This is a genomic window from uncultured Sphingomonas sp., from assembly GCF_964021865.1.
Classification (GTDB): Bacteria; Pseudomonadota; Alphaproteobacteria; order Sphingomonadales; family Sphingomonadaceae; genus Sphingomonas.
Genome location: NZ_CAXIAM010000053.1, coordinates 1 through 22,224 on the forward strand (window position 1 = coordinate 1; position 22,224 = coordinate 22,224).

Here is a 22,224-nt window from a genome sequence, read left to right on the forward strand (position 1 = left end):
TCATCAGCATCTCAGATTCGAGCCTCCGAGGCTCTGGCAGTCATGGGGTCTAAGTCTAGCGAAGTCGTTCGACCGCCGCGATCAGCGTGGCAACGGCATAGCCCGCTACGACAGCGATCCCGATCGTCGGATAACCGAGCAGCGAAAACAGCGTCAGCACCGCCAGATACGCCGGCGCCACGCCCCACCACGGCCGGCGACCGCGGGCGCTCGCGGCACGCTCTCCCACGCCACCAGCCACCAACGCGAGCAGCGCGAGCAGCCGCGCGGTCGTCGTCGCCGCGGCGCTATCGACGACATGCGCCAGCAGCAACACCGCCAGCGCCGGCGCGACCAGGATCGCCGCGCGGTTCGCGCGCAACAGCCCCGGCTCGTCACGGAACAGCGCCAGCGCCCCCGCCAGCTCGGCGGCAAGGACGCTGACCAGCACGAAGGCGAGCCCGACGCCGGTGAAACCGCTACCGACCGTCACCAATCCCGCGACCATCGCGGCCGCTGCGCCCGCACTGCACGCCTCGGTGCCGATCCCGTGCCGCGCAATCCACGGTATCGCCATCCGCGCCAGCGGGCGGAGCACCAGCCGCTCGAACCAGCTCGGCCGCACCGCCATCGACGCGGACAGCACCGCGCGGCCGCGCTCCTCCAGCGCGACGGCACGGCGCTCGATGCCGTGCCCCATCGCCATATTGTCGAGCCGCAGCGTCACGTGCCGCGCACCCGCCTGTTCGGCGGCGTGGAGCAAGGTCGATTGCAGGTCGTAATCCTCGGGCAGCCGCGCCGCATCGGCGACGCGGCCGGCGTCGATCCGCGCCACCCCGGCCCAGGCCGCACCGCCGCCGACGCGCTCATATGCGGTCGCCGCCTGCGTTCCCGGCACCACCAGCAACGCGTCGCCTGCCTCGCCCGCCATCCGGCTGACGACGTCCTCGGTCGTGACCAGCCCGTCGGCGATCATCACCACGCGGGCCAGCGGGTGCAGCTTGGCCAGTGCGTCGGCGGCACTGCGCACGGTATCCACCGCCACCCCGCGCCGTCCGATCCGCGCCAGCGCCCCGATCAGCTCGGGGGTCAGCCGCGAGACGACCACCACGATCTGCGCCGCGTCACACGCCACCAGCAACCGCGCCTGATATTCGATCAGCGTCGCCGCCGCGAACGGCAGCGTGGCCGCGAGCATCCCGGAGCGATCCTCCGCTTCGTGGGTCGCGAATAACAGGCCAGCCAGCATGGGCATGGCTGTTAGGGTGGCGACGCGGCACTGGCAACAATCCCCGACACGCCCGCCGCTTGCGCCGAACCGAGCGGCGCATCGCGCCCGAAACGGGTTCCCGGAAACGGTAAACGTGTTACACCTGCATGATGAACGGGGGGCCGTCTTCCATTTTCGACATTCGACCAGCGGGCGCAGAGACGCCGGCAGAGCCATTCGTCCCGACGCACTTTGCGGAGCCGCAGGAATACGTGACCGATCCCGTCTTTTCCGATGATGACGGCGTCGACGCGCCGCTGCGGCGTCGCGCCGTGCTGGGATGGGCCGCAACCGCGATCGCGACGGTCTGGATCGCCGCCTTGCTGTGGATCGCGCGCGACACGCTGACGACGATGCAGCCGCTCGCGCTCGCGCAATTCGGGGCGGCGGCCGCGACCGTCCCGGCGCTGGCCGGGATCATCTGGTTGCTGACGCTGCGGACCAGCGATGCAGAGGCGCGACGCTTCGGTGCGACCGCGCGGGCGATGCGGATCGAATCGGCGGCGCTCGAAAGCGCGGTCGCGGCGCTCGGCGACGAGATTGAGGCGCGTCGTTCGGCGCTCGCCGAACAGGTGCGGTTGCTGACCGCGCTCGGCGAGGCGGCAACGGCCCGCCTGGCGGCGATCGGCGACGATCTGTCGGCCGAGATCGCGCGCGCCGACACCCATGCCCGCGCGCTGTCGAGCGCCACCGGCCACGCCGCCGAGCAGCTCGACGCGCTGCTGGGCGCGCTGCCGCGCGCCACCGACGAGACGCGCACGCTGGCGTCGACGATCGATCAGGCCGGGCTGGTCGCCTATGAACACAGCGCCGCGCTCGATGCGCAGGTCGCCGCGCTCGCCGCGCGCGGGCGCGAGGCGGAGAGCGTCGCGGGCGGCGCGGCCGAAAAGCTAGCCGCTTATATGCAGCGGATGGAGGCGACCAGCGCCACCGCCGGGCTGCGGCTGGAAGGCGTCACCTCCGATGCCGCGGTCGCGGTCGATGCGTTGCTCGAACGTACCGCCACCGCGATCGACGAATCGCGCAAGGGGATTGTCGCGCAGGGCGAGGCGATGCTGGCGATGGTCACCGCCAGCCAGCAGGCGCTCGACCATGCGGCGCGCGGCAGTGCCGAGGCGCTCGGCGAACGCATTGCACTGGTCGAGGTCGTGATCGAGCGGATCGCGGCACGGCTGGACGCGCAACGCGGCGCGGGCGAGATGCTGTTCAGCACGCTCGACGATGCGATCGACCAAGCCGGCGCGCGCTTCGACGCACTCCACAACAACGGCACCGACCGCAGTCGCCAACTGGCCGCGACCATCAGCGCCTTGCAGGCGAGCACCGAGGCGCTGATCGCGGCGATGGACAGCGGCAACAGTACCGCCGAACGCACGATCGCCACCACCGAGCATCTGCTCGTCGCGCTGGATGCTGCGGCGCGCGAGATGGACGAGACGATGCCTGACGCGATCGCCCGGCTCGAATCGCGGGTCGGCTCCACCAAACAGGTGATCGTCGCCGCCAAGCCCGAGCTGCTCGCGCTGGTCACCGCCGCCGAAAGCACCCACGACGCGATCGAGGCGGTGGCGCAGGTCGTCGCCGAGCAACGCGAGACGGTCGAGACGCTGACCACGCGGCTGAGCGAGGGGCTGGAGCGCGGTCGCGCGCAGGCCGGGCTGATCGGCGACGCCGTTCAGGATGCCACCCGCCGGGCCGACGATCTGGCCGAGGAGGCTGCCCCGCGCTTGCTGGAGGCGCTGCTGCGCGTCCGCGAGACCGCTGCGGCCGCCGCTGACCACGCCCGCGAGGCGCTGACGCGCGTCATCCCCGAGGCGGCGAGTGCGCTGGAGAGCGCCGGCGTCGCCGCGCTGGAGCGCGCGGTCGAAAGCGGCGTGCAGAAGCAGGTCGAGCAGGTCGCGCGGATCTCCGAAACCGCGGTCGTCGCCGCCAGCCGCGCGGGCGAGCGGTTGCAGACGCAGCTTGAGAGAATTGAGTCGACGATCGCGCTCATCGATCGCCGGCTCGAGGAAGCCCGGACGGCCAATGAGGAGAACGAACGCGACACCTTCGCGCGACGTGCCTCGCTGCTGATCGAATCGCTCAACTCGGCGTCGATCGATCTCACCCGCACCTTCGCGCCGGAAATCTCGGACAGCGCCTGGGCTGCCTATCTCAAGGGCGATCGCGGCGTCTTCACCCGGCGCGCCGTGCGGTTGCTCGACGGCTCAGAACAGCGCGATGTGGCACGTCTGTACGACGAGGATGGCAACTTCCGCGAGCAAGTGAACCGCTACATTCACGACTTCGAGGCGATGTTGCGCACGATCCTGGCGCAACCCGACGCCTCGCCGCTCGGCGTGACGTTGCTGTCGTCGGACATGGGCAAGCTCTATGTCGCGCTGGCGCAGGCGATCGAACGCCTGCGCTAGGCGCGACCTTCGCAAACATCGGGTCGTTAAAGCCGTTCGGCCGCAAGCAGATAGTCACGCATCCGCGCCGCTCCCGGCGTGGTCATCCGCAGCCGGACGCGGCGGCGGTCGGTCGGGTCGGGATCGCGCGCGATCAACCCCCGATCGACCAGCATCGCGATCTGGCGCAACGCCGTGGTAAGCGGCGCACCCGACGCGACGGCGGCGCTGGTGGTATAGCTGTCGCGCCCCGCCAGATCCTGCGCGTAAAGGTCCAGCAACAGGTCGAACGCCGGCTCCCCGAACATCTCGTCCTCGAAATAATGCGCCCGCAGCCGGCGCTTGGCGAGGATGCGCTCGGCCGCCTTGCGCAGCAGCCGCGTCTCGTCCTCAGGCGGCGGCCCGTCGATCAACTCGACCGTCGCCATCATCCGACGCGTGTTCCCGGCGTGGAAGAGGCTGATATGATTGGTTACCCAGAGCGCCCGACCGTCCGCCCCCAGATACCGCTTCGTGATCGAGAACGGCGCGCCACCGGCGATCAGCGCGTCGGCCCGTTCCCGATTGATCTGCCGATCGTCGGGGTGAGTCAGTTGCAACACGTCACGCCCGACCAGCGCATCACGCGCATAGCCGAGCGCTACGCCGAGGTCCTCGTCGACATCGACGATGCGCAGATGCTCGTCGGTCAGACAACACATCAATTTTCGTGCCCCGGCCCGGTCGACGGCCCGATCCATGTCCCCGATTTCCCTGCTCAATGTTGTAGCGCACCGGCCGGCAGCCGGGCGCATTTCATCGGAACTTCACAGGAAAAATCAGGGCAGCGCAACATGGTTATGGTCGCATATGCGCCCGGCCGTCGATGGGTCGCTTACAGCCGTCGATCGCCTGGATAGGCAAACAGCAGGTCGGAATCCTCGGACGCGTGAAGCTGTTCGTTGCCCGTCACCATCACGCATTCGCCGGCCTTCCAGGCGACCCCTCCGACCACGCCTTCACCGCGGATCGGCACCAGCCAGCCGGTCTTCCCTTCGGGAAGCGCGATCTGCCGTTGACCGCCGGTCCAGCGCTCCAGAACGAATTTGGGGCCTTCCACCATGATCTTGCGGCCCGGCGCGGCCTCGCCCGGCTGCGGCGGCGCGACATAGGGAGTGAGTTCGGCGACCGCGACGCCGTCATCCAGGTGCAGTTCGCGCGGACGACCGTAATCGAACAGCCGGTACGTCGTGTCCGAATTCTGCTGGACCTCGATCAGCGTCAGCCCCGCGCCGATCGCATGGATGACGCCCGAGTGGGAGTAATAGAAGTCACCGGCTTTGACGGGCTTCCAGTCGAGCTTGTGCTCGAGGCTGCCGTCCTCGGCGGAGGTGCGCAGTTCCTCGCGCGTCATCGGCGCGAGCGGGCCGATCGCGATCGTCGAATCGGGTTCGGCGGCCAGAATCGTCCAGCATTCGTCCTTGCCGCGCGGCAGGCCGCGCTTGTGCGCCTCTTCGTCGGAGGGGTGGTTCTGGACCGACAACTTCTCGCTCGTGAAAAGATACTTGATGAGCAGTTCCGGCTCTTCCGGATGCGGCGACTGGAACCAGACCTCGCCGATCGGCTCCGCGCCCGGCGCCGGATCGGGGAAGCCGGGATAGAGATGATGCCGCCCCCACGGCTTTTCGACGCGCTTGGTGGCGAGCAGGGTCGCGGGCATAGGCGTAATCCTTCCTTCCGGGTCGCTGACGGGCGCATCAACGCCTTTCCGCTAGCCCCTGTTGCGCGTGCGCGAAAGCCGTTGTTCGCGGGGGTTCCTCTAAGCTAAGAGCCGAGGCGATGCGTACCCTCACCCTTCGCCCGCTCCCCACCCGTTCGCTCGCGATCGGTGTTGTCGCTGCCTTGGCCGTGTCGCTCGCCGGTTGTGCGGGCGGTTCGCGCAACCGCGCCGACCTGCCCTATGTCGCACGCGACGTCGGCACGCTGTATTCCGCCGCCAAGCAGCGGCTCGATCAGGGCCGCTACAAGGAAGCCGCCGCGCTGTTCGACGAGGTCGAGCGTCAGCACCCCTATTCGGTGTGGGCGCGCCGCGCGCAGTTGATGGGCGCGTTCAGCTATTATCTGAGTGGCGACTATACGCAGGCGATTCAGGGCGCGCAGCGCTTCCTGTCGGTCCACCCCGGCAACCGCGACGCGCCTTACGCTTATTACCTCGTCGCCATGAGCTATTACGAACAGATCAGCGACGTCACCCGCGACCAGAAGATCACGCAGCAGGCGCTGGATTCGCTCGGCGAGTTGATGCGCCGCTATCCGACGTCGCGCTACGCCGCCGATGCGCGGCTGAAGATCGATCTGGTCCGCGATCACCTCGCGGGCAAGGAAATGGAGATCGGCCGCTTCTACGAGCGTCGCCGTCAGTGGCTGGCCGCGACGCTGCGTTTCCGCCGCGTGGTCGATCAATATCAGACCACGACCCACACGCCCGAGGCGCTGATGCGGCTCACCGAAGGTTATCTCGCACTCGGCGTGCGCAACGAGGCGGAGAAGTCCGCAGCGGTGCTCGGCGCCAATTACCCTGGCACCGACTGGTACAGCCGCGCCTACAAGCTGATGAAGGACAATCCGCCCGCCACGATCGCCCCGCTCGCCCCCGGTGAGCCGGTCGTCGCGACACCGGTGCGGGCGGCGGTGCCCGGCGAGGCGACAGGTGCCGCACCAAAGGCCGACGCGCCTTTGCCCTCGACACCTGCGACCACCGGTGGCGACGCGCAGGCGGGTGTGCCGACCCCGGGGTTGAGTTCCCCGTCACCCGCGACGACCCCGACCGGCGGCTGACCACGTCGCACCGGAACAAAAAGGGTAAACAACCGCGTTTTTTACGGGTAAGGAGCGGCTGCCCATGCTGACCGCGCTTGCCATTCGTGACGTCGTGCTGATCGAGGCGCTGGAGCTGGAGTTCAGCGCCGGCCTCGGCGTGTTGACCGGTGAAACCGGTGCTGGCAAATCGATCCTGCTCGACGCGCTTGGGCTCGCGCTCGGACGGCGTGGCGAAAGCACGCTGGTGCGTGCCGGGGCGACGCAGGCGGTAGTGACCGCCACGTTCGATACACCGCAGTCCGTCGCCGCGCTGCTCGCCGACAACGGGCTGGAGATCGATACCGGCGAACCGCTCATCATCCGCCGGCTGGTCAAGGCCGACGGCGGCAGCCGCGCCTTCGTCAACGATCAGCCCGTCTCCGCTGCCTTGTTGCGCGAGATCGGGCCGATGCTGGTCGAGATCCACGGACAGCACGACGATCGCGGGCTGCTCGCCGCGGCCGGGCACCGCGCCTTGCTCGACAGCTACGCCGGTCGCGGCGTTCGCGACGTCGCCAGCGCCTATGCGGCGTGGCGTGACGCGCGGGTGGCGCTGGCCGAGGCATGCGACGCGATCGCGACCGCACAGGCCGACCGCGAATGGCTGGAACATACTGTTAACGAGTTGGAGGCGCTCGCGGCCGAGCCCGGTGAGGAAGAGGCGCTTGCCGAGCGTCGCCGCGCGATGCAGCGTGCCGAGAAGAGCGCGGGCGAGCTGGAAGCGGTCACCGAGCATCTGGAGGGAAGCACCGGCGCGCTGAGCCATCTTCGGCAAGCGGCGCGCGTACTCGAGCGGATCGCCGAGGATCATCCGGCGCTCGGCGAGGCGCTGGCGGCGATCGACCGCGCGCTGATCGAAGGCGCGGTGGCCGAGGAGAAACTGCGCGATGCCGCGGTGGCGTTGCTCTACGATCCGCGCCAGTTGGAAGAAGACGAGGCACGGCTGTTCGAATTGCGCGCAATGGCGCGCAAGCACCGCGTCCAGCCCGACGCGCTTGCCGCGCTCGCCGTCGAGTTGCGCGACCGGCTCGTGCGGCTCGATGCCGGCGAACAGGGGCTCGCCGATCTGGAAGCGACGGTCGCGCGGTCGCGTGCCGCCTACGACCGCGCCGCCGAACAGCTCACCGCGATTCGTACCGACGCCGCGGCGCGGCTCGACGCTGCCGTAGCAGGCGAGTTGGCACCGCTGAAGCTCGACGCTGCGCGCTTCCGCACCGTGGTGGCACCGCTGCCCGAGAGCGAATGGTCGGCGTCCGGCCGCGACCGCGTCGAGTTCGAGATCGCCACCAACCCCGGCGCGCCGTTCGGCCCACTCGCGAAGATCGCATCGGGAGGCGAATTGTCGCGCTTCATCCTCGCGTTGAAGGTCGCGCTCGCCGAACAGGGCGGCGCGGCGACGATGATCTTCGACGAAATCGACCGCGGCGTCGGCGGCGCGGTGGCGAGCGCGATCGGCGAACGGCTCGGGCGACTGGCGCAAACGACGCAGTTGCTGGTCGTGACGCACAGCCCGCAGGTCGCGGCGCGGGGGGCGAGGCACTTGCTGATCGCCAAGGCCAGCGACGGCACCGTGACGCGCACCGGCGTCCGCCCGCTGGATGCCGAGGGCCGCCGCGAGGAGATCGCTCGGATGTTGTCGGGTGCGACCGTCACCCAAGAGGCGCGCGCGCAGGCGGAGCGACTGCTGGAGACGGCTTGAGGCATGCCAAGGCTCCTGTTGCGCTGGCACCTTGCCACCCACGCCGCCGTCCTCCGCATCGCGGCGATCTTCGGTCTGCTCGTGAGACTCGGCGTCATCACCGACCATGTTCTTTTGTGAGAAACAACCGCGGCCAGTTTGTCGCTCGCGTCACGCCACTTGCCGGCGCGACGGGCGATAAGGCGTGACGATCCTCTTCCAAAAGTCGCGCCTCTTCTCCCTCTAAGCGGTTTGGCGCTGCGCGACTGTACTGAGGTGCACGCGCAGGCAGTTCGTCGCAGGCTCGGTCGCTATCGTTCGATCTCAACCGTCAAGCCCGCTCGAACCTCCGTTCAGTCCCGCCGCCGCGTCTCGGCTGGGGCAGTATCGACCTCATCCTCACGCGCGCTGCGATCGCTGCGGGCGGTCATGCCCGTGGCGGAGGCGTCGTCCATCATCTGCGCATCGGGGGCCGGCTGCTCCTCGGGCGGCGGCAGGAACGCGGTGTCGTTGCCCGGCGTCGGGCTCGGCTCGACATACGGGATCGGCTCCTCCGTCGGAGTCGGCTCGGGGGTCGGCTCAAGTTCCTGCACCGTCATGTTCATCTCGGGCGGCTCGGGCTCGGACTTCGAACAGCCCGCCACGCCCAACCCCAACAGCGCGACCAACGCCAACCGATGCCGCCATACCGTCATTCGTACTTCCTTCACTTCGCCGCCAGCGCCTGCGCCGCGGACCGTCGCTCGACCGTAGCAGCCAGTTTGCCGTCCCAGCCATAGGGATCTTCGCGGAAGCCGACCTGTCCGTCTGCGCCCGCAAACGCCGACCAATAGAGCAGATAGACGCTGACCGGCTCGGCCATCTTGGCGCGCACCGTCTTGCCGGCGGCGACCGCCGCGTCGATCGCGTCGGGCTGCCACTCGGGCGTGGTCGCCATCAGCAATTTGGCGAGATCCTCGGGCTTTTCGAGCCGGACGCAGCCGTGGCTGGCGAGCCGGTCGAACTTCGAGAAACCGGAGCGCGCCGGGGTATCGTGCAGGTACACCGCGAAATCGTTCGGGAAATCGAACTTGAACCGCCCCAGCGCGCTCTGCTCGGACGCTTGTTGCAGCCGCTTGCCGCCGTCGCCGGTGTCGATCACGCGAAAGCCGTTGCGCTTGAGGTAGCCGGGATTGGCGCGCTCCTTCGGCCACAGCTCCTTGGTCGCGATCGAACTGGGCACGTTCCACGGCGGGTTGATGACGATGCTGCTGATCTGCGAAACCAGCATCGGGGTCTCGTTCCCGGGCCGACCGGTGACGGCGCGCATCGACATGATCGGGCGGTCGCCGTCGAACGCGGTCAGCACCGCCGCGGCGATGTTGACCTGCACGCGCCGCCGGTCGAGCGTCGGCGGCAGCCAGCGCCAGCGCTCCAGATTGGCCATGATCGATTGTATGCGCTGCTCCACCGGCACGTTGAGCGCGGCGAGCGTCTGGGCGCCGACCTGTCCGACGGGATTGAGGCCGTAGCGACGCTGCGCGCGGCGTACCGCCTCCAGCAACGCCGCGTCGAAGCGATCGCCGGTGCCGGTCAATTCCGGGTCTTCGATCGCCAGCCGCTCACGCAGCCGCCCCACCGCCGGGCCGCTGCTGCCATAGGTCGGCGCAACGGTCAGCGTCGGCCAGCCGCCTGCGGCAGCGATCTTGCGATAGCGCGCCAGCCCTTCGACGAGCGTGTCATACCCCTGATAAGGCGGCGGGAGCGACCGGACCCACGTGGTCAGGCGATCACGCGCGACCGCCTCGGCAAAGCCCGGCAGCGGGTCGTAGGCGGCCGGGCGGATGCCCCAATCCTTCTGGAAATCGGACGGCATCAACCGGCCGCCGTGCACCGCGCGCGCATGATCGAGCGCGACGCGGACCAGCGAGGCATTGTCGAGCCGGTCGAGATCAGTGCGCGCCGTACGGCTTAGCCCCTGCGCGACTTCGTCCTTGGCGATCAGTCGGGCAAGCTCCTGCCGCTGCGCGTCGCTGAGCGTCGGCAGCGGCACCTGCGGCTGAACGAGCGGGACCGGGGTCGGGGCGGCGCTTTCGGGCGTGACCGGCACTTGCGCCACGACGGGAGCCGCGGCGAACAGCGCGGCCAGCAAGAGGCTTCGGGAAGTGAACGGGTTCATGGCAGCGGGCTTATCACCTTTGATTCATCGGGTAGAGATACCGAATCGCGCAATCTCGATTGTCGGCACTGCAGCGGGGCGCGTCACCCCGCATCAACGGACAGCGGCATCAAAGGACGCGCGCTCCGCGACGACGTTAACCAATCTTTATCCGTGGTCCCGTATCAGCACAGTCACAAATTTCGTGAGATGTTACGGGGGGATACCGCATGCGTAAGGCGCGTTTGTATCGGTCGGTGGCGGTGCTGGCGATGATTGCGGCCCCCGCGGCGGCGCAGGATCTGCGCGGTGCGGCAGCAAACCAGCCCAAGGACGCCACGCAGGAAGCCTCCCCCAACACCGCCGACATCGTCGTGACCGCGACGCGCCGCTCCGAACGGTTGTCGAACGTGCCGATCGCGGTGTCCGCGTTCGGACAGGCGGCGCTGCAGAATTCGGGTGCCACCGACATCCGGCAGATGACGCAAATCGCCCCGTCGCTGCTCGTCTCCTCCACCGGCAGCGAGGCGAACGCCTCGGCGCGCATCCGCGGCGTCGGCACCGTGGGCGACAATCCGGGGCTGGAAAGCTCGGTCGCGGTGTTCATCGACGGTATCTATCGCAGCCGCACCGGCTCCGGGCTCAACGATCTGGGCGAAGTCGAGCGGATCGAGGTGCTGCGCGGACCGCAGGGCACATTGTCGGGCCGCAATTCTTCGGCGGGCGCGATCAGCATCTATACGAAGCTGCCCGAGTTCAAGTTCGGCGGGATGGGCGAAGTCAGCTACGGCAATTACGACATGGTCCGCGTGCAGGCTGCGCTGACCGGGCCGGTCATCAAGGATCTGCTCGCCTTCCGGATCGATGGCGTCGCCTCGAAGCGAGACGGTTTCCTGAAGGACGTGATCAACAACACGGACTTCAACGATCGTCAGCGTTATTTCGTACGCGGGCAGTTGCTGTTCACGATCACGCCCGATCTCGCAGTGCGCTTCATCGGTGACTATACGCGGCGGGACGAGAAGTGCTGCGGCGCGGTCTATGTCGATACGCGCGAGAAGGTCGATCCCACGCCGGGCGTGGCCGGCGATTACGCGATCAGCGCCGCCAACCCGATCACCGGCATCCTGCGCAGCCTGGGCGCGGTACTGCCGAGCGACGGCGATCCCTACAACCGTCGCATCGCCCAGACGGCGGGGCGCGCGTACAGCAACCTGACCACCGACGGCGGCGTGTCGATGCGCGTCCGCTGGAACCTGGGCGCGACGCAGCTTACCTCGCTCACCGCCTATCGCGAGTATAAGTCGGCGGGCGCAGGCGACATGGATTATTCGAACGTCGACCTGGTCTATCGTCCCGACGACGGAAACAACTATCGCCAGTTCAAGGTCTTCAGCCACGAGAGTCGCTTTTCGGGCACAATCCTCGACAACAAGCTCGATTGGCTGATCGGCGGCTATTACGCGCACGAGAACCTGGCACTGGTCGATAACCTTCATTTCGGCGCGCAATATGGCGCGTTTGCGGCGTGCCGTGCCGTGCTGTCGATCAACCCGACCGCGGCGCTGCGCAACGCTGCCAATCCGGGCTGCCTCAGCGCGGCGGGACGCGGGGCGTTGACTGCCGCGATCGGCGCGACCGCGGTCGCCGGGATCGACCGACTGAGCACGATCAACAATGTCGGCAGTCTGCGCGACGTCTATCGCCAGACGAGCGAAAATTTCGCCTTCTTCACCCACAATATCTATCGGCTGACCGACCGGCTGAACGTGACGGTCGGCCTGCGTTACACCAACGAGCACAAGACGCTCGCCGCCGGGTTCAACAACAACAACACCGTTTGCCCCGCGCAGCAGTCGGCGTTGCGCCCGCTGCTTGCCAGCAGCAACGCCGCGCTCCGTTCGGTGGCGGGCGGGATCATCACCTTGTCGTGCATCGGCAATTCCAGCGAGGCGCTGTCCCGGCTCGCGCTGGGCGACCAGATCCGCGAGGGACAGTTGACCGGCACCGGCGTGCTGTCGTGGAAGCCGCTGGACCCCGTGTTGCTCTACGCCTCCTATGCGCGCGGCTACAAGGCGGGCGGCTACAATCTCGACCGATCCGATCTGAGCGAGACGGTGCTGACCACCCCGCCCGCCGCGAGCGTCCGCAACCTGCGCTTCGATCCCGAAACGGTGAACGCCTATGAACTGGGGCTGAAATACACCTCGCGCCAGTTCACCGCCAATGTCGCGGCGTTCCGATCGGAGTTCACCAACTTCCAGCTCAACACCTTCAACGGCACCAGCTACATCGTCCAGAATATCGGCGGCTGCGACAAGCCGCTGAACGGCGCGGACCGCGACAATTCCACCGCGACCGGCGCCTGCACGGGGAAGGTCGGCAAGGGACTGGTGACGCAAGGCGTGGAACTGGAAGTCGGGCTGTATCCGACGCCGGACGTCACGGTAAATTTGGGTTATACATTGGCCGACGCCAAATATGCGCGCAACCTGGTCGGCAGCAAGTCCGGCGAGCCGTTGAGCGCGGCGCTGTTCCTGTTGCCCGGCGCGCAGATGTCGAATGCGCCCAAGCACACCGTCACCAGTTCGATCAGCTGGACCCCGGCGATCGGCGGCAACGGCATGAGCGCCCTGTTCTATGTCGATGGCCGGATGACGAGCGACTATAACACCGGCTCGGACCTGTTCGTGGAGAAGATGCAGGACGGCTTCTTCCTGATGAACGCGCGCATCGGACTGCGCGGTGACGAGCAACGCTGGGCGGTCGAGCTGTGGGCGCAGAACCTGCTCGACACCAACTACCAGCAGGTGGCGTTCACGGCGCCGTTCCAGGGGGCCGGGTCGCAGGCGCAGGTGCAGGCGTTCGGCAGCCCGAGCTTCGCGGCGGCCAATTCGCTGTTCACGTCGTTCCTGGGCGAGCCGCGGACCTACGGCCTGACGCTGCGGACGCGGTTCTGATCGCGACGCTACACTGAATATTCGGGATCACGCTCCTGACCCCGGCCGCGAGCGAGCTCGCGGTCGGATCACCTTGGGACAGCCCTAATTAGAAGTGTCGCGGTCGCTGCGTGACGCGGCCTGGTGTCGACGTAGGACGCCGAGCCACGCCGAGCGACATCACGCATAAGCATAAGGTCCGCCCGCCGCCAATGCGCGCTGATACGCCGGACGGGCGTGAATCCGCTCCAGCCAGGCGATCGTGTGGGGCCGACTGGCATCGAGCCCGGCGCGGCTGCGCGCGGCTTCCAGCGGGAAGCTCATCATGATGTCCGCGGCGGTGAAGCTATCGCCGGCAAACCACGGGTGATCGGACAGCGACGCCTCGACGTAATCGAGGTGGCGGTCGATCATCGGCTGAATTCGTGCCGCGACGCGCTTGCCGAGCAGAGGGATCCGGGAAACGACCAGCTTCACCAGCAACGGCGGCATCAACGAGCCCTCCGCATAATGAAGCCAGAAGCGGTAGGCGAGCGCGTCGTCGCGCTTCGGCGGCGCACCCAGCTTCCCGTCGGCGCGATCGACGAGATATTCGACGATCGCGCCGGTTTCGGCGATGACGCGCGGGCCGGTCGCCGCTTGCGCCGCGGTGTCCTCGATCACCGGCGACTTGCCGAGCGGATGGACGCGACGCAGTTCGGGCGGCGCCAGCATCGTCGCCTTGTTCCGCTCGTAGCGCTTCACATCATAGGGAATCTCCAGCTCTTCAAGCAGCCACAGAATGCGCTGAGAGCGTGAGTTCTCGAGGTGATGCACGATGATCGTCATGCGACTTCCTTCCCCGCGCGGGCGGTGATGATCCATATCGCAGCGGAGAACGTCACGGCACCGTCACGTATCCGCGATGCCAGCACGTCGCGCAGGCGCTGCTCAAGCCTTTGGCGCTCGGCAGGCGTTGCCGCGGACAGAAGCGACGCCAGCGGACCGATGCAGCGATAGAAGGCGAGCGCATCCTCGACCGGGTCAGGACCTGATCCGACGACATAATCAAGGCGCCAAGGCCGTATTTGCACGTCGTTCCAACCGCCATCGTGCAACAGCGCGCGCGTGAACGTCCCATCCGCGAGCGCGAATGGCCCGGGCGCGTAATCGCTGTCTACTGGTGAGGACAGGCCAAGCGCGCGTTCCGGAACCGTGACCCACTCGTTCTCCGGACGGCCAGCGAAACAGGAGAAGACAAGGGGCGCGCCGGGGGCCGTGGCCGCACGCAAGACGGAAAAGGCAGCGACCGGATCGGCGAAGAACATAAGGCCGTGGCGCGAGACAAGCAGATCAAGCGGTGCGAGTGTCGGCAACACGTGCAGCACGTCGCCAACGACGAAAGCGGGAGCACCGGCGGCCTCCCCTACCCTCCGCCGTGCAAGCGCAATCAGCGCCGGTGAAAGGTCGATGCCGGTGACCTGCACCATCGGTCGGGCTGCGGCGAGTGCGAGCGTGGTCCCGCCGACGCCGCAGCCAAGATCGACGGCTAGCCCCGAAACAGGCGCGACCGCCGCAATCGCCGCGTCGAGCGCTGCGGCAATGGCGGAGAAGGCGCGCTCGGTCCGCACATATTCCGCCGCCCAGACCTCACCGACCCGCCCGCGCCAGTCGGCAGCGCCCGTCATGTGCTCGCGTCCAGTCCGCGCCTGCGATCAGACGTCGTCGTCCTCGCTCGGTCCGGCCATCATTCCGTCGGCGACCTGCTCGGTACGACCACGGATCGCCTTTTCGAGCCGCTCGGTCATTTCCGAATTCTCGCGCAGGAAGTTCTTGGCGTTCTCACGCCCCTGGCCGATCCGCACCGAGTCGTAGGAGAACCACGCGCCGGCCTTCTCCACCAGCCCGGCCTTGACGCCGATGTCGAGGATCTCGCCAATCTTCGAGATGCCCTCGCCATACATGATGTCGAATTCGACCTGCTTGAACGGCGGCGCGACCTTGTTCTTGACCACCTTCACGCGGGTCGAGTTGCCGATGATCTCGTCGCGATCCTTGATCTGGCCGGTCCGGCGGATGTCGAGACGGACCGAAGCGTAGAACTTCAGCGCGTTGCCGCCCGTGGTCGTCTCCGGATTGCCGTACATCACGCCGATCTTCATGCGCAGCTGGTTGATGAAGATCACCATGCAGCGCGAGCGGCTGATCGAGCCGGTCAGCTTCCGCAGGCTCTGCGACATAAGCCTTGCCTGCAGGCCGACATGGCTGTCGCCCATCTCGCCCTCGATTTCGGCGCGCGGCACGAGTGCTGCGACCGAGTCGACCACCAGCACGTCGATCGCGTTCGAGCGGACCAGCGTGTCGGTGATTTCCAGCGCCTGCTCGCCGGTATCGGGCTGCGAGACGATCAACTCGTCGATGTTGACGCCCAGCTTCTTGGCATAGACCGGATCGAGCGCGTGCTCGGCGTCGACGAACGCGGCAGTGCCGCCGTTCTTTTGTGCCTCGGCGATGACGTGGAGCGCCAGGGTGGTCTTTCCCGAGCTGTCCGGGCCATAGACTTCGATCACGCGCCCGCGCGGCAGCCCGCCGACACCCAGCGCGATGTCGAGCCCGAGCGACCCGGTCGAGATCGCCTCGACCTGCATCGTCTCCTTCTGGCCCAGCTTCATCGCCGAGCCCTTGCCAAAGGCGCGATCGATCTGTGCCAGCGCGGCGTCGAGCGCCTTTTGACGGTCTGTATTCGCGGTTGCCATGCCGGTATCGATCACCTGAAGTTTGGCGGCCATTGCCGTGGAGCCTTTCGCTAGAGCAACCGCGCGCCGCATTCAACGCGCCGTGCCGTTGTATTCAGTTTGTTCCGTTAGAACAAGTGGCGAACTTTGCCGTAGATACAAGGCTTCAGGTGATCGTGGTCGCGCAAAGCCACCAGCCGGGCGCGTCGGCGGCGATCCGTTTCATGGCGGAGTCGCGCGCCGCTGCGTCGGAAAACAGCGCGAAACAGGTCGCGCCGGAGCCGGACATGCGCGTCAAAATCTCCCCCGGTGACGCGGCGAGCACGGAAATAACAGCGCCGATCACGGGTGCGATCGCCTCGGCGGCCGGTTGGAGGTCGTTTCTGCCGGCCCGGGCGCGCTCCAGTGTCGTTCCGGTCAGATCGGGCGCGCCGCGGTCGACGCCGTCCCAATGCGCGAAGACCTGCGCGGTCGACACCGCCACGCCGGGATTGACCAGCAGCGCCGGCATGTCGCCGAGCCCCGCGACGGGCGCGAGCGCGTCGCCGCGCCCGCGTCCGAAGGTCGGGCGGCCGAACAGGCATGCCGGGACGTCCGCGCCGAGATCGGCGGCGATCGTCAGCAGGCGTGGCGTGTCGACCGGCAGCCCGTGCAATCGCGCGAGCGCGCGCAGCGTCGCGGCGGCATCCGCCGAACCGCCGCCGATCCCCGAGGCGACCGGCAGGTGCTTGTCGAGCGTCACCGCATGGACGGCGTCGGGCGCGAACGCCTGCCGGAACGCCGCCTCGGCGCGCGTCACCAGATTGTCGGCGGCCGGGCCGACCGCCGCGGCGAACGGACCGGTGACGGTGAAGCCCGGCACCGTCGCGGGGGCGACCGTCACCCGGTCACCATCGCGTGCGAAGACGAACAAGGTCTCCAGCTCGTGATAGCCGTCCGCCCGCCGCGCGCGGACGTGCAGCGCGAGGTTGAGCTTGGCGGGGGCAATTTCGACGATCATCACTGCGGCAGTCCCTGCTCGATCTTGGTGGCGAGGCGCGCGGTTTCGGCGGGAGTCGCGGTCGCCTGCGCGGCGGTCCAGGCATAGCGCGCCTCGTAGCGGCGACCGGCCTGCCAGTAGAGGTCGCCGAGATGCTCGCCGATCTCGGCACTGAGCGGATCGCCTTCCGCCGCGCGCTCGACCAGCGGCAGCGCGCGGGCCGGTTGGCCGCGCAGGTACAGCGCCCAGCCGAGCGAGTCGGCAATCGCGGCATCGTCGGGCTTGAGCCGCGCGGCCTTCTCCAGCATCGCCTGCGCCTCGTCGACGCGCTCGCGATGCTGCGTCAGCGCATAGCCCAGATAGTTGAGCGCGAGCGGCTGATCGGGGCCTTTCGCGACCGCCTTTTCCAACGCGCCGCGCGCTGCGGGCCATCGCCCTGCCCCGTCGAGCGCCGCGCCATATTGCAGCCAGTCGGTCCAGTCGGCCGCCGCCCCGGCCTGCTTCACCAAGCGCGCGTAGAGCGGCGCCGCCTGCGCCGGGCGATCGAGCCGCATCTGCAGATCGGCGAGGCGCTGGATGTCGCCGATCGGCGTCTTCTTCGTCACCGACAGCGTATCGAGCACCGCCAGCGCCTCGTCCTCGCGGCCGCCGTCGGCGAGCATCTGGACGCGGCCCGTCGCGGCGAGCGAGGCATAGGGGCTGTCGGCGGGCACCTCGCCGAGCAGCGCCAGCCCGGCATCGAGCGCGTCGTCCCCCGCCAGCACCCCGGCGAGCAACAACCGCGCGCGATCGTTGGCGGGATCGGCGCGCAGCGCGGCGCGCAGCAAGGTATAGGTCAGCACGCCGGGTTGCTCGCCGCTCGCGAGATCGGCAGCGACGCGCGTGAACAGATGCGACGCACCGAACGCGAGCGTCGGGCGCGCACCGCGGGTCGGCTCGATCCGCAGCGCCGTCGCGCCGGCATCGTCGTCGAGCAGCGCGCGCGCCGCCTTGTCCCTGCCCTGCCCGATCAGCAGCCGCGCCGCCGCGACCCGCTCGTCGAGCGCGGCAAGATCGTCCGCGCCGCCCAGCGCGCGCACCGCCGCCACGCCTTCGTCGGTGCGGCCGGTGGCGATCAGCAGCAACGCGCGCGTCTCCGCCGCGAAGCGGCGCGCGACCGGCTCGGCGGGCGCCTGCGCCAGCGCCACGAACGGATCGCCGCCGCTCTCCAGCGCGAGCCACGCGCGCAGCGACGGCGCGAGAATGCGCAGCCGGTCGCCATCAAAGCGCTTGAGCGCCGCTTCCGCGCCGACGCGGTCGCCATCGCGCGCGGCGCGGGCAAGCGTCAGCAGCGCGGTGTCGGAGGGCGCGGCATCCTGCGCGGCGAGCGCGGCGGCGGCGCGATCGGCGAGCGGCATGTCGCCGGCGCGCACCGCCGCACGGAAGGTGCGCAGCGCGATCGCAATGTCCTGCGGATCGTCGGCGAGCACGCGGGCATAATCCTGCGCCGCGCTGGCGACCGCCCCGTCCGCTTCCGCGATCCGCGCGCGGGCGTAGGCGGCCGGGTCAACGGTCGCCGCCGCGGCAGGCAGCGCGGTGCCGGCGAGCGTCACGGCGAGCGGGAGCGCGAGGCAGCGGGTAAGCGTGGCGGCGGCCTTTCGGATGCGATGGGTCGAGGGCCGGTCGGGGTAGAGGCGGCGGACGGCGAGGTCCAGTGGCGGCGGGCGGCGGGTCATGCGTGTCTCAACACGCGAGAGGGCGGGTGCGTTCAGGTGGAGTGTTGTCTTCGGATGCGGATGCTTGGGTGTGGCGGGGTGGGCCCCTCCGTCTACAGGATCGTCAAACCGGTTAGCCGACAACATGCGCCGCCGCTTTATCGGAGAGGATCGGAAAACGGACAGAGGCGACTTTCCCAGAAGTCATATGGCATGGCGTTCCGGGAAAGCGCAGCCCCTGGCCTCATCGCAAAGGCAAGGCCGGGCAGTAGCTCACCGCGTACTGGAACCCGCTACCTGCTGAATAATCTTTCGAAGCGTTTGCGTGGTATTGGTAACAGCGTCATGCGAGCGCCATGCCACGATTGCGTCCGGACGCACTAGGGCGGCCCCCTGATTTCCCACACCGAACGACATAGTGAAATCTCGTTCAGCCGGGAACGATACATCGCGATCCACCTGCCACGTGACGATCGTGATGCCCAACTCTTCGCCGTGCTGCCGGGCCGCTTCAATCCAGCGCGGGTCGGCACTGATAAGCGTCAGGTGCCGTGTAAACAGGTCGATGGTGGACACCCTTTCGCCTGCGCGCTGCACCCAGACATGCGGCACACGCGTGCCGGGTTGGCCCGCCCATTGATCGGGGTTGGCGGCGGGCGGCAGGCCCGCATCGGTGCCGATCACCGCGGCTGAACTGATGCGCTGACCGAGTTCCATCGCTTCGCCACCATAAAGGGGTTCGCCGGCCAACGCATCGCCCACCCAGCGCCGGTAGTCGGGCCGTGCAAAGGTCTGCTGATGGCGCAGCCACCCGATCGGCTGACGTTCGGCACTGTACGTGTCGAGCAACGCCGTCCCCGCTTCTCCCCTGAGCACCATGTCGAGCTTCCATGCGAGATTGTAAGCATCGTCGATCCCGGTGTTGGCACCGAACCCTCCTCGGGTTGGCGGCAACTGGTGCGCGGCATCGCCGGCCAGAAAGACGCGACCTTGGCTGTACCGATCTGCGATGCGGCCGGCCATCTCCCACCTTCCAGTGGTGATGAGATCAACGTTCATCTCTCGACCGAGCGCACGGTAGATAGCGGCACGCAATTCCTCTTCGCTCCGCTCCTGATCGTCGCTGAACATCAGTATCCAGCGGCCATCGGGGTAATGGGTTAGGAACGCCTGGAAATCGGACTTCTCGATCTCGAATTGATGAACGCCCTTGTCGAGATATGCCTCCGCTTCGGCACAGTTGAACAGCACGCTGCGGATGGTGCGGAGGTGGCCGATGCCGCTGCGCGCGATGCCAAGCGTCTCTCGTACCGGACTGTCCGCCCCGTCCGCGGCGATCAGGTAGGTGGCGCGGATCGCGTAGGTCTTTCCTGTCGTGCCGTCGCGCACATGCGCCGTCACGCCATCGCCGTCCTGTTCGAATGACAGCAGCTTGGTACCCTGCCTCACCGATGCGCCCTTCTCGATGGCCGCCTTGCGCAGGATCGGCTCCAGAATATCCTGCGCGATGGCGGCGCCAGTACAGGGTGACGCCACGCCCTTGTCCGTTTCCTGCTCACCCGGCGTCCAAGGTTTTTCCTCATGCCATGTGCCGGTCAGGCTCTCGACCTTGGCGCGGCGCAGCCGAATGCCGGGCGAAACTTGCGGGATGCGTTCGGCTATACCCACCGCGCGATAATGCTCGAGCGTCAGCTCGGTAAAGCCGATCGCGCGCGGGTGCTTGGCGCTGCCGCGGTGCTTCTCGATAACGATCGCGTCTACGCCGCGATGAGCCAGGAACAACGCGGCCGACAGTCCGACGAGACTGCCGCCAACGATCAGAACTTGGGTGTAATTTGGTGATTGGTTTTGCACGTTGAGCCATCCTTTGCCCAATGCCGCGAATGCGGCGGAAAGGACGTGCCCGTTTCTTTGTCTACCTTCGTCGCCTCTCGGACGGCTGTTAGCATGAAGATCGCGTCGATCATTCGAACCCAAGACAAAAACGGCACACGCCAGCTTTTGTCGTGGTCCACACCCTTGAGGGCTGGATTTCGGCTACCATGCGGTAGCTGACCGGGGCTCACCACGTCCGGTCCACCATTTTCGACGATTATGATTTAGCGCCGGACGCCACGCTGTGCAAGACGTCGGCGGAGGCATGTCTCGTTCCTGAGCGGGAACGTATAAAGACCACTGAGCGATCTCATCCGAATCTCTCAGAACGGCCGCCTTTCTCATAATCTGTCCCTGTTTGCCGTGTCCCGGAACGTCCGTTGTAAGACGGAGAAACGGGACCGCTTGTCGCTAATGTCGGAGACAACCCGGCGCTTTGATCTTTGCTGTGCCATCCGTGAAGATGCCGCCCGATCACGTCTGTGAAGACAGACAGGCGGCGGTCTCACATGTTCGGATAGTTCGGACCGCCGCCGCCTTCGGGGACGACCCAGTTGATGTTCTGCGTCGGGTCCTTGATGTCGCACGTCTTGCAGTGAACGCAATTCTGCGCGTTGATGACGAACTTCGGGTCGCCGGTGTCCTCGCCGACGATCTCGTACACCCCCGCCGGGCAATAACGCTGCGCCGGCTCGTCGTAGAGTGGCAGGTTGTAGGCGACCGGAACGTCGGGGTCCTTGAGCGTGAGGTGGACCGGCTGGTCCTCCTCGTGGTTGGTGTTCGACAGGAACACCGACGACAGGCGGTCGAAGGTCAACACGCCATCGGCCTTTGGATAGTCGATCTTCTTGACCAGATCCTTGCGCCACAGCGTCTCGTGATCCGGGTGGTGGTGCAGCGTGAACGGCATCTTCAGCCCGACATATTCCGCCCACATCGTCACGCCCGACAGTCCGGAGCCGAGCAGGTCGCCGAACTTCTTGACCAGCGGCACGACGTTGCGGACGATCGACAGCTCCTTCTTCACCCAGCTGCGCTCGAACGCTTCCGGATAGGCGGCCAGTTCGTCGCCGCCGCGCTGCGACAGGATCGCGTCAACCGCGGCCTCGGCGGCGAGCATCCCGCTCTTCATCGCAGTGTGCGTGCCCTTGATCCGCGGCACGTTGAGGAAGCCCGCGCTGTCGCCGATCAGCGCGCCGCCCGGGAAGACGAGCTTCGGGATCGACTGCAACCCACCGTCGCTGATCGCGCGCGCGCCGTAGCTGACGCGCTTGCCACCCTTCAGCAGCGCGGCGACCTGCGGATGGGTCTTCCACTTCTGCATTTCCTGGAACGGGGAGACATAGGGGTTGGAATAGTTCAGCCATGTCACGAAGCCGATCGACACCTGCCCCCCGGCCTGATGGTAGATCCAGCCGCCGCCATTGCCGCCATGCTCGCTGAGCGGCCAGCCCTGCGTGTGGACGACCTTGCCGGGTTCGTGGAGCGCGGGGTCGATATCCCACAATTCCTTGACGCCGAGACCATAGACCTGCGGATCGCAATCGCGGCGCAGGTCGAAGATCCGCATCAGCTCCTTGGAGAGGTGCCCGCGGCAGCCTTCGGAAAAGAAGGTATATTTGGCGTGGAGTTCAAGGCCGGGCTGATAATCGGGCTTGTGCGTGCCGTCGCGCGCGACGCCCATGTCGCCGGTCGCGACGCCCTTCACGCTGCCGTCCTCGTTGAACAGGA

At 67.6% G+C, this 22,224-nt stretch carries 16 protein-coding genes; 4 read left to right on the forward strand and 12 right to left on the reverse strand.

The genetic code is table 11. The features are described 5' to 3' along the window. Positions 1–55: 55 nt before the first annotated feature. On the reverse strand, positions 56–1,234 hold the full coding sequence (locus AADI75_RS12930) for a hypothetical protein (protein WP_341209428.1): 1,179 nt from the start codon (positions 1,232–1,234) through the stop codon (positions 56–58). Positions 1,235–1,461: 227 nt separating this feature from the next. Between AADI75_RS12930 and AADI75_RS12935 the strand changes: the two genes are divergently transcribed. Then, positions 1,462–3,660: a hypothetical protein gene (locus AADI75_RS12935; protein WP_341209429.1), complete on the forward strand. Its 2,199-nt coding sequence runs from the start codon at positions 1,462–1,464 to the stop codon at positions 3,658–3,660. 26 nt (positions 3,661–3,686) lie between these two features. Here AADI75_RS12935 and AADI75_RS12940 read toward each other — a convergent pair whose 3' ends face one another. Next, positions 3,687–4,340 carry a PAS domain S-box protein gene (locus AADI75_RS12940; RefSeq protein ID WP_341209430.1) on the reverse strand — a complete coding sequence of 218 codons (654 nt, stop codon included), beginning with the start codon at positions 4,338–4,340 and terminating at the stop codon, positions 3,687–3,689. 173 nt (positions 4,341–4,513) lie between these two features. Beyond that, positions 4,514–5,338 carry a class I mannose-6-phosphate isomerase gene (locus tag AADI75_RS12945; RefSeq protein ID WP_341209431.1) on the reverse strand — a complete coding sequence of 275 codons (825 nt, stop codon included), beginning with the start codon at positions 5,336–5,338 and terminating at the stop codon, positions 4,514–4,516. Between the two features lie 119 nt (positions 5,339–5,457). On the opposite strand from AADI75_RS12945, the gene AADI75_RS12950 reads away from it, so the two are divergent. Together AADI75_RS12950 and recN are read left to right on the forward strand one after the other, a co-directional pair. Continuing rightward, complete coding sequence (locus AADI75_RS12950; protein ID WP_341209432.1) at positions 5,458–6,456, forward strand: outer membrane protein assembly factor BamD; 999 nt, start codon at positions 5,458–5,460, stop codon at positions 6,454–6,456. A gap of 64 nt (positions 6,457–6,520) precedes the next feature. Then, a complete protein-coding gene (recN, locus tag AADI75_RS12955; RefSeq protein ID WP_341209433.1) occupies positions 6,521–8,176 on the forward strand; it encodes a DNA repair protein RecN in 1,656 nt (551 codons plus the stop codon). Positions 8,177–8,508: 332 nt separating this feature from the next. Here the strand turns inward: recN and AADI75_RS12960 are convergent, their stop codons facing one another. Both AADI75_RS12960 and AADI75_RS12965 read right to left on the reverse strand, forming a co-directional pair. Further along, positions 8,509–8,850, reverse strand: a complete 342-nt coding sequence (locus tag AADI75_RS12960) for a hypothetical protein (RefSeq protein ID WP_341209434.1) — start codon at positions 8,848–8,850, stop codon at positions 8,509–8,511. Between the two features lie 11 nt (positions 8,851–8,861). Beyond that, a complete protein-coding gene (locus AADI75_RS12965) occupies positions 8,862–10,313 on the reverse strand; it encodes a L,D-transpeptidase family protein (protein ID WP_341209435.1) in 1,452 nt (483 codons plus the stop codon). Positions 10,314–10,522: 209 nt separating this feature from the next. Between AADI75_RS12965 and AADI75_RS12970 the strand changes: the two genes are divergently transcribed. Continuing rightward, on the forward strand, positions 10,523–13,252 hold the full coding sequence (locus tag AADI75_RS12970) for a TonB-dependent receptor (protein ID WP_341209436.1): 2,730 nt from the start codon (positions 10,523–10,525) through the stop codon (positions 13,250–13,252). 159 nt (positions 13,253–13,411) lie between these two features. Here the strand turns inward: AADI75_RS12970 and AADI75_RS12975 are convergent, their stop codons facing one another. The 7 genes from AADI75_RS12975 to AADI75_RS13005 all read right to left on the reverse strand — a co-directional run. After that, positions 13,412–14,059 (reverse strand): glutathione S-transferase, encoded by a 648-nt coding sequence (locus AADI75_RS12975; protein WP_341209437.1) that lies wholly within the window; start codon positions 14,057–14,059, stop codon positions 13,412–13,414. Further along, the gene (locus tag AADI75_RS12980) at positions 14,056–14,898 is read right to left on the reverse strand and encodes a class I SAM-dependent methyltransferase (RefSeq protein WP_341209438.1); all 843 of its coding nucleotides are present in this window, start codon (positions 14,896–14,898) and stop codon (positions 14,056–14,058) included. Before AADI75_RS12980 ends, AADI75_RS12975 begins: the two co-directional genes overlap by 4 nt. Before the next feature lie 27 nt (positions 14,899–14,925). After that, on the reverse strand, positions 14,926–15,999 hold the full coding sequence (gene recA, locus AADI75_RS12985; protein WP_341209439.1) for a recombinase RecA: 1,074 nt from the start codon (positions 15,997–15,999) through the stop codon (positions 14,926–14,928). A 112-nt stretch (positions 16,000–16,111) separates the two neighbouring features. Beyond that, positions 16,112–16,945, reverse strand: coding sequence for a 4-(cytidine 5'-diphospho)-2-C-methyl-D-erythritol kinase (locus AADI75_RS12990; protein WP_341209443.1), 834 nt, complete (start codon positions 16,943–16,945; stop codon positions 16,112–16,114). Continuing rightward, positions 16,945–18,639 carry a tetratricopeptide repeat protein gene (locus AADI75_RS12995; protein ID WP_341209440.1) on the reverse strand — a complete coding sequence of 565 codons (1,695 nt, stop codon included), beginning with the start codon at positions 18,637–18,639 and terminating at the stop codon, positions 16,945–16,947. The genes AADI75_RS12990 and AADI75_RS12995 overlap by 1 nt, the downstream gene beginning before the upstream one ends. Positions 18,640–18,891: 252 nt before the next feature. After that, positions 18,892–20,472, reverse strand: a complete 1,581-nt coding sequence (locus AADI75_RS13000) for an FAD-dependent monooxygenase (RefSeq protein ID WP_341209441.1) — start codon at positions 20,470–20,472, stop codon at positions 18,892–18,894. Between the two features lie 526 nt (positions 20,473–20,998). Beyond that, positions 20,999–22,224, reverse strand: a 1,226-nt coding sequence (locus tag AADI75_RS13005; protein WP_341209442.1) for an electron transfer flavoprotein-ubiquinone oxidoreductase, incomplete at its 5' end; no start/stop codon positions are given.

Excerpts from the sequence above, each read along its gene's own strand:
- AADI75_RS12995 (WP_341209440.1), bottom strand. The coding sequence starts at position 18,639 with ATGACCCGCCGCCCGCCGCCACTGGACCTCGCCGTCCGCCGCCTCTAC.
- AADI75_RS12970 (WP_341209436.1), top strand. The coding sequence starts at position 10,523 with ATGCGTAAGGCGCGTTTGTATCGGTCGGTGGCGGTGCTGGCGATGATT.
- AADI75_RS12975 (WP_341209437.1), bottom strand. The coding sequence starts at position 14,059 with ATGACGATCATCGTGCATCACCTCGAGAACTCACGCTCTCAGCGCATT.
- AADI75_RS12960 (WP_341209434.1), bottom strand. The coding sequence starts at position 8,850 with ATGACGGTATGGCGGCATCGGTTGGCGTTGGTCGCGCTGTTGGGGTTG.
- recA (WP_341209439.1), bottom strand. The coding sequence starts at position 15,999 with ATGGCCGCCAAACTTCAGGTGATCGATACCGGCATGGCAACCGCGAAT.
- AADI75_RS12930 (WP_341209428.1), bottom strand. The coding sequence starts at position 1,234 with ATGCCCATGCTGGCTGGCCTGTTATTCGCGACCCACGAAGCGGAGGAT.
- recN (WP_341209433.1), top strand. The coding sequence starts at position 6,521 with ATGCTGACCGCGCTTGCCATTCGTGACGTCGTGCTGATCGAGGCGCTG.
- AADI75_RS12965 (WP_341209435.1), bottom strand. The coding sequence starts at position 10,313 with ATGAACCCGTTCACTTCCCGAAGCCTCTTGCTGGCCGCGCTGTTCGCC.
- AADI75_RS12980 (WP_341209438.1), bottom strand. The coding sequence starts at position 14,898 with ATGACGGGCGCTGCCGACTGGCGCGGGCGGGTCGGTGAGGTCTGGGCG.
- AADI75_RS12945 (WP_341209431.1), bottom strand. The coding sequence starts at position 5,338 with ATGCCCGCGACCCTGCTCGCCACCAAGCGCGTCGAAAAGCCGTGGGGG.
- AADI75_RS12940 (WP_341209430.1), bottom strand. The coding sequence starts at position 4,340 with ATGTGTTGTCTGACCGACGAGCATCTGCGCATCGTCGATGTCGACGAG.
- AADI75_RS12990 (WP_341209443.1), bottom strand. The coding sequence starts at position 16,945 with ATGATCGTCGAAATTGCCCCCGCCAAGCTCAACCTCGCGCTGCACGTC.
- AADI75_RS12950 (WP_341209432.1), top strand. The coding sequence starts at position 5,458 with ATGCGTACCCTCACCCTTCGCCCGCTCCCCACCCGTTCGCTCGCGATC.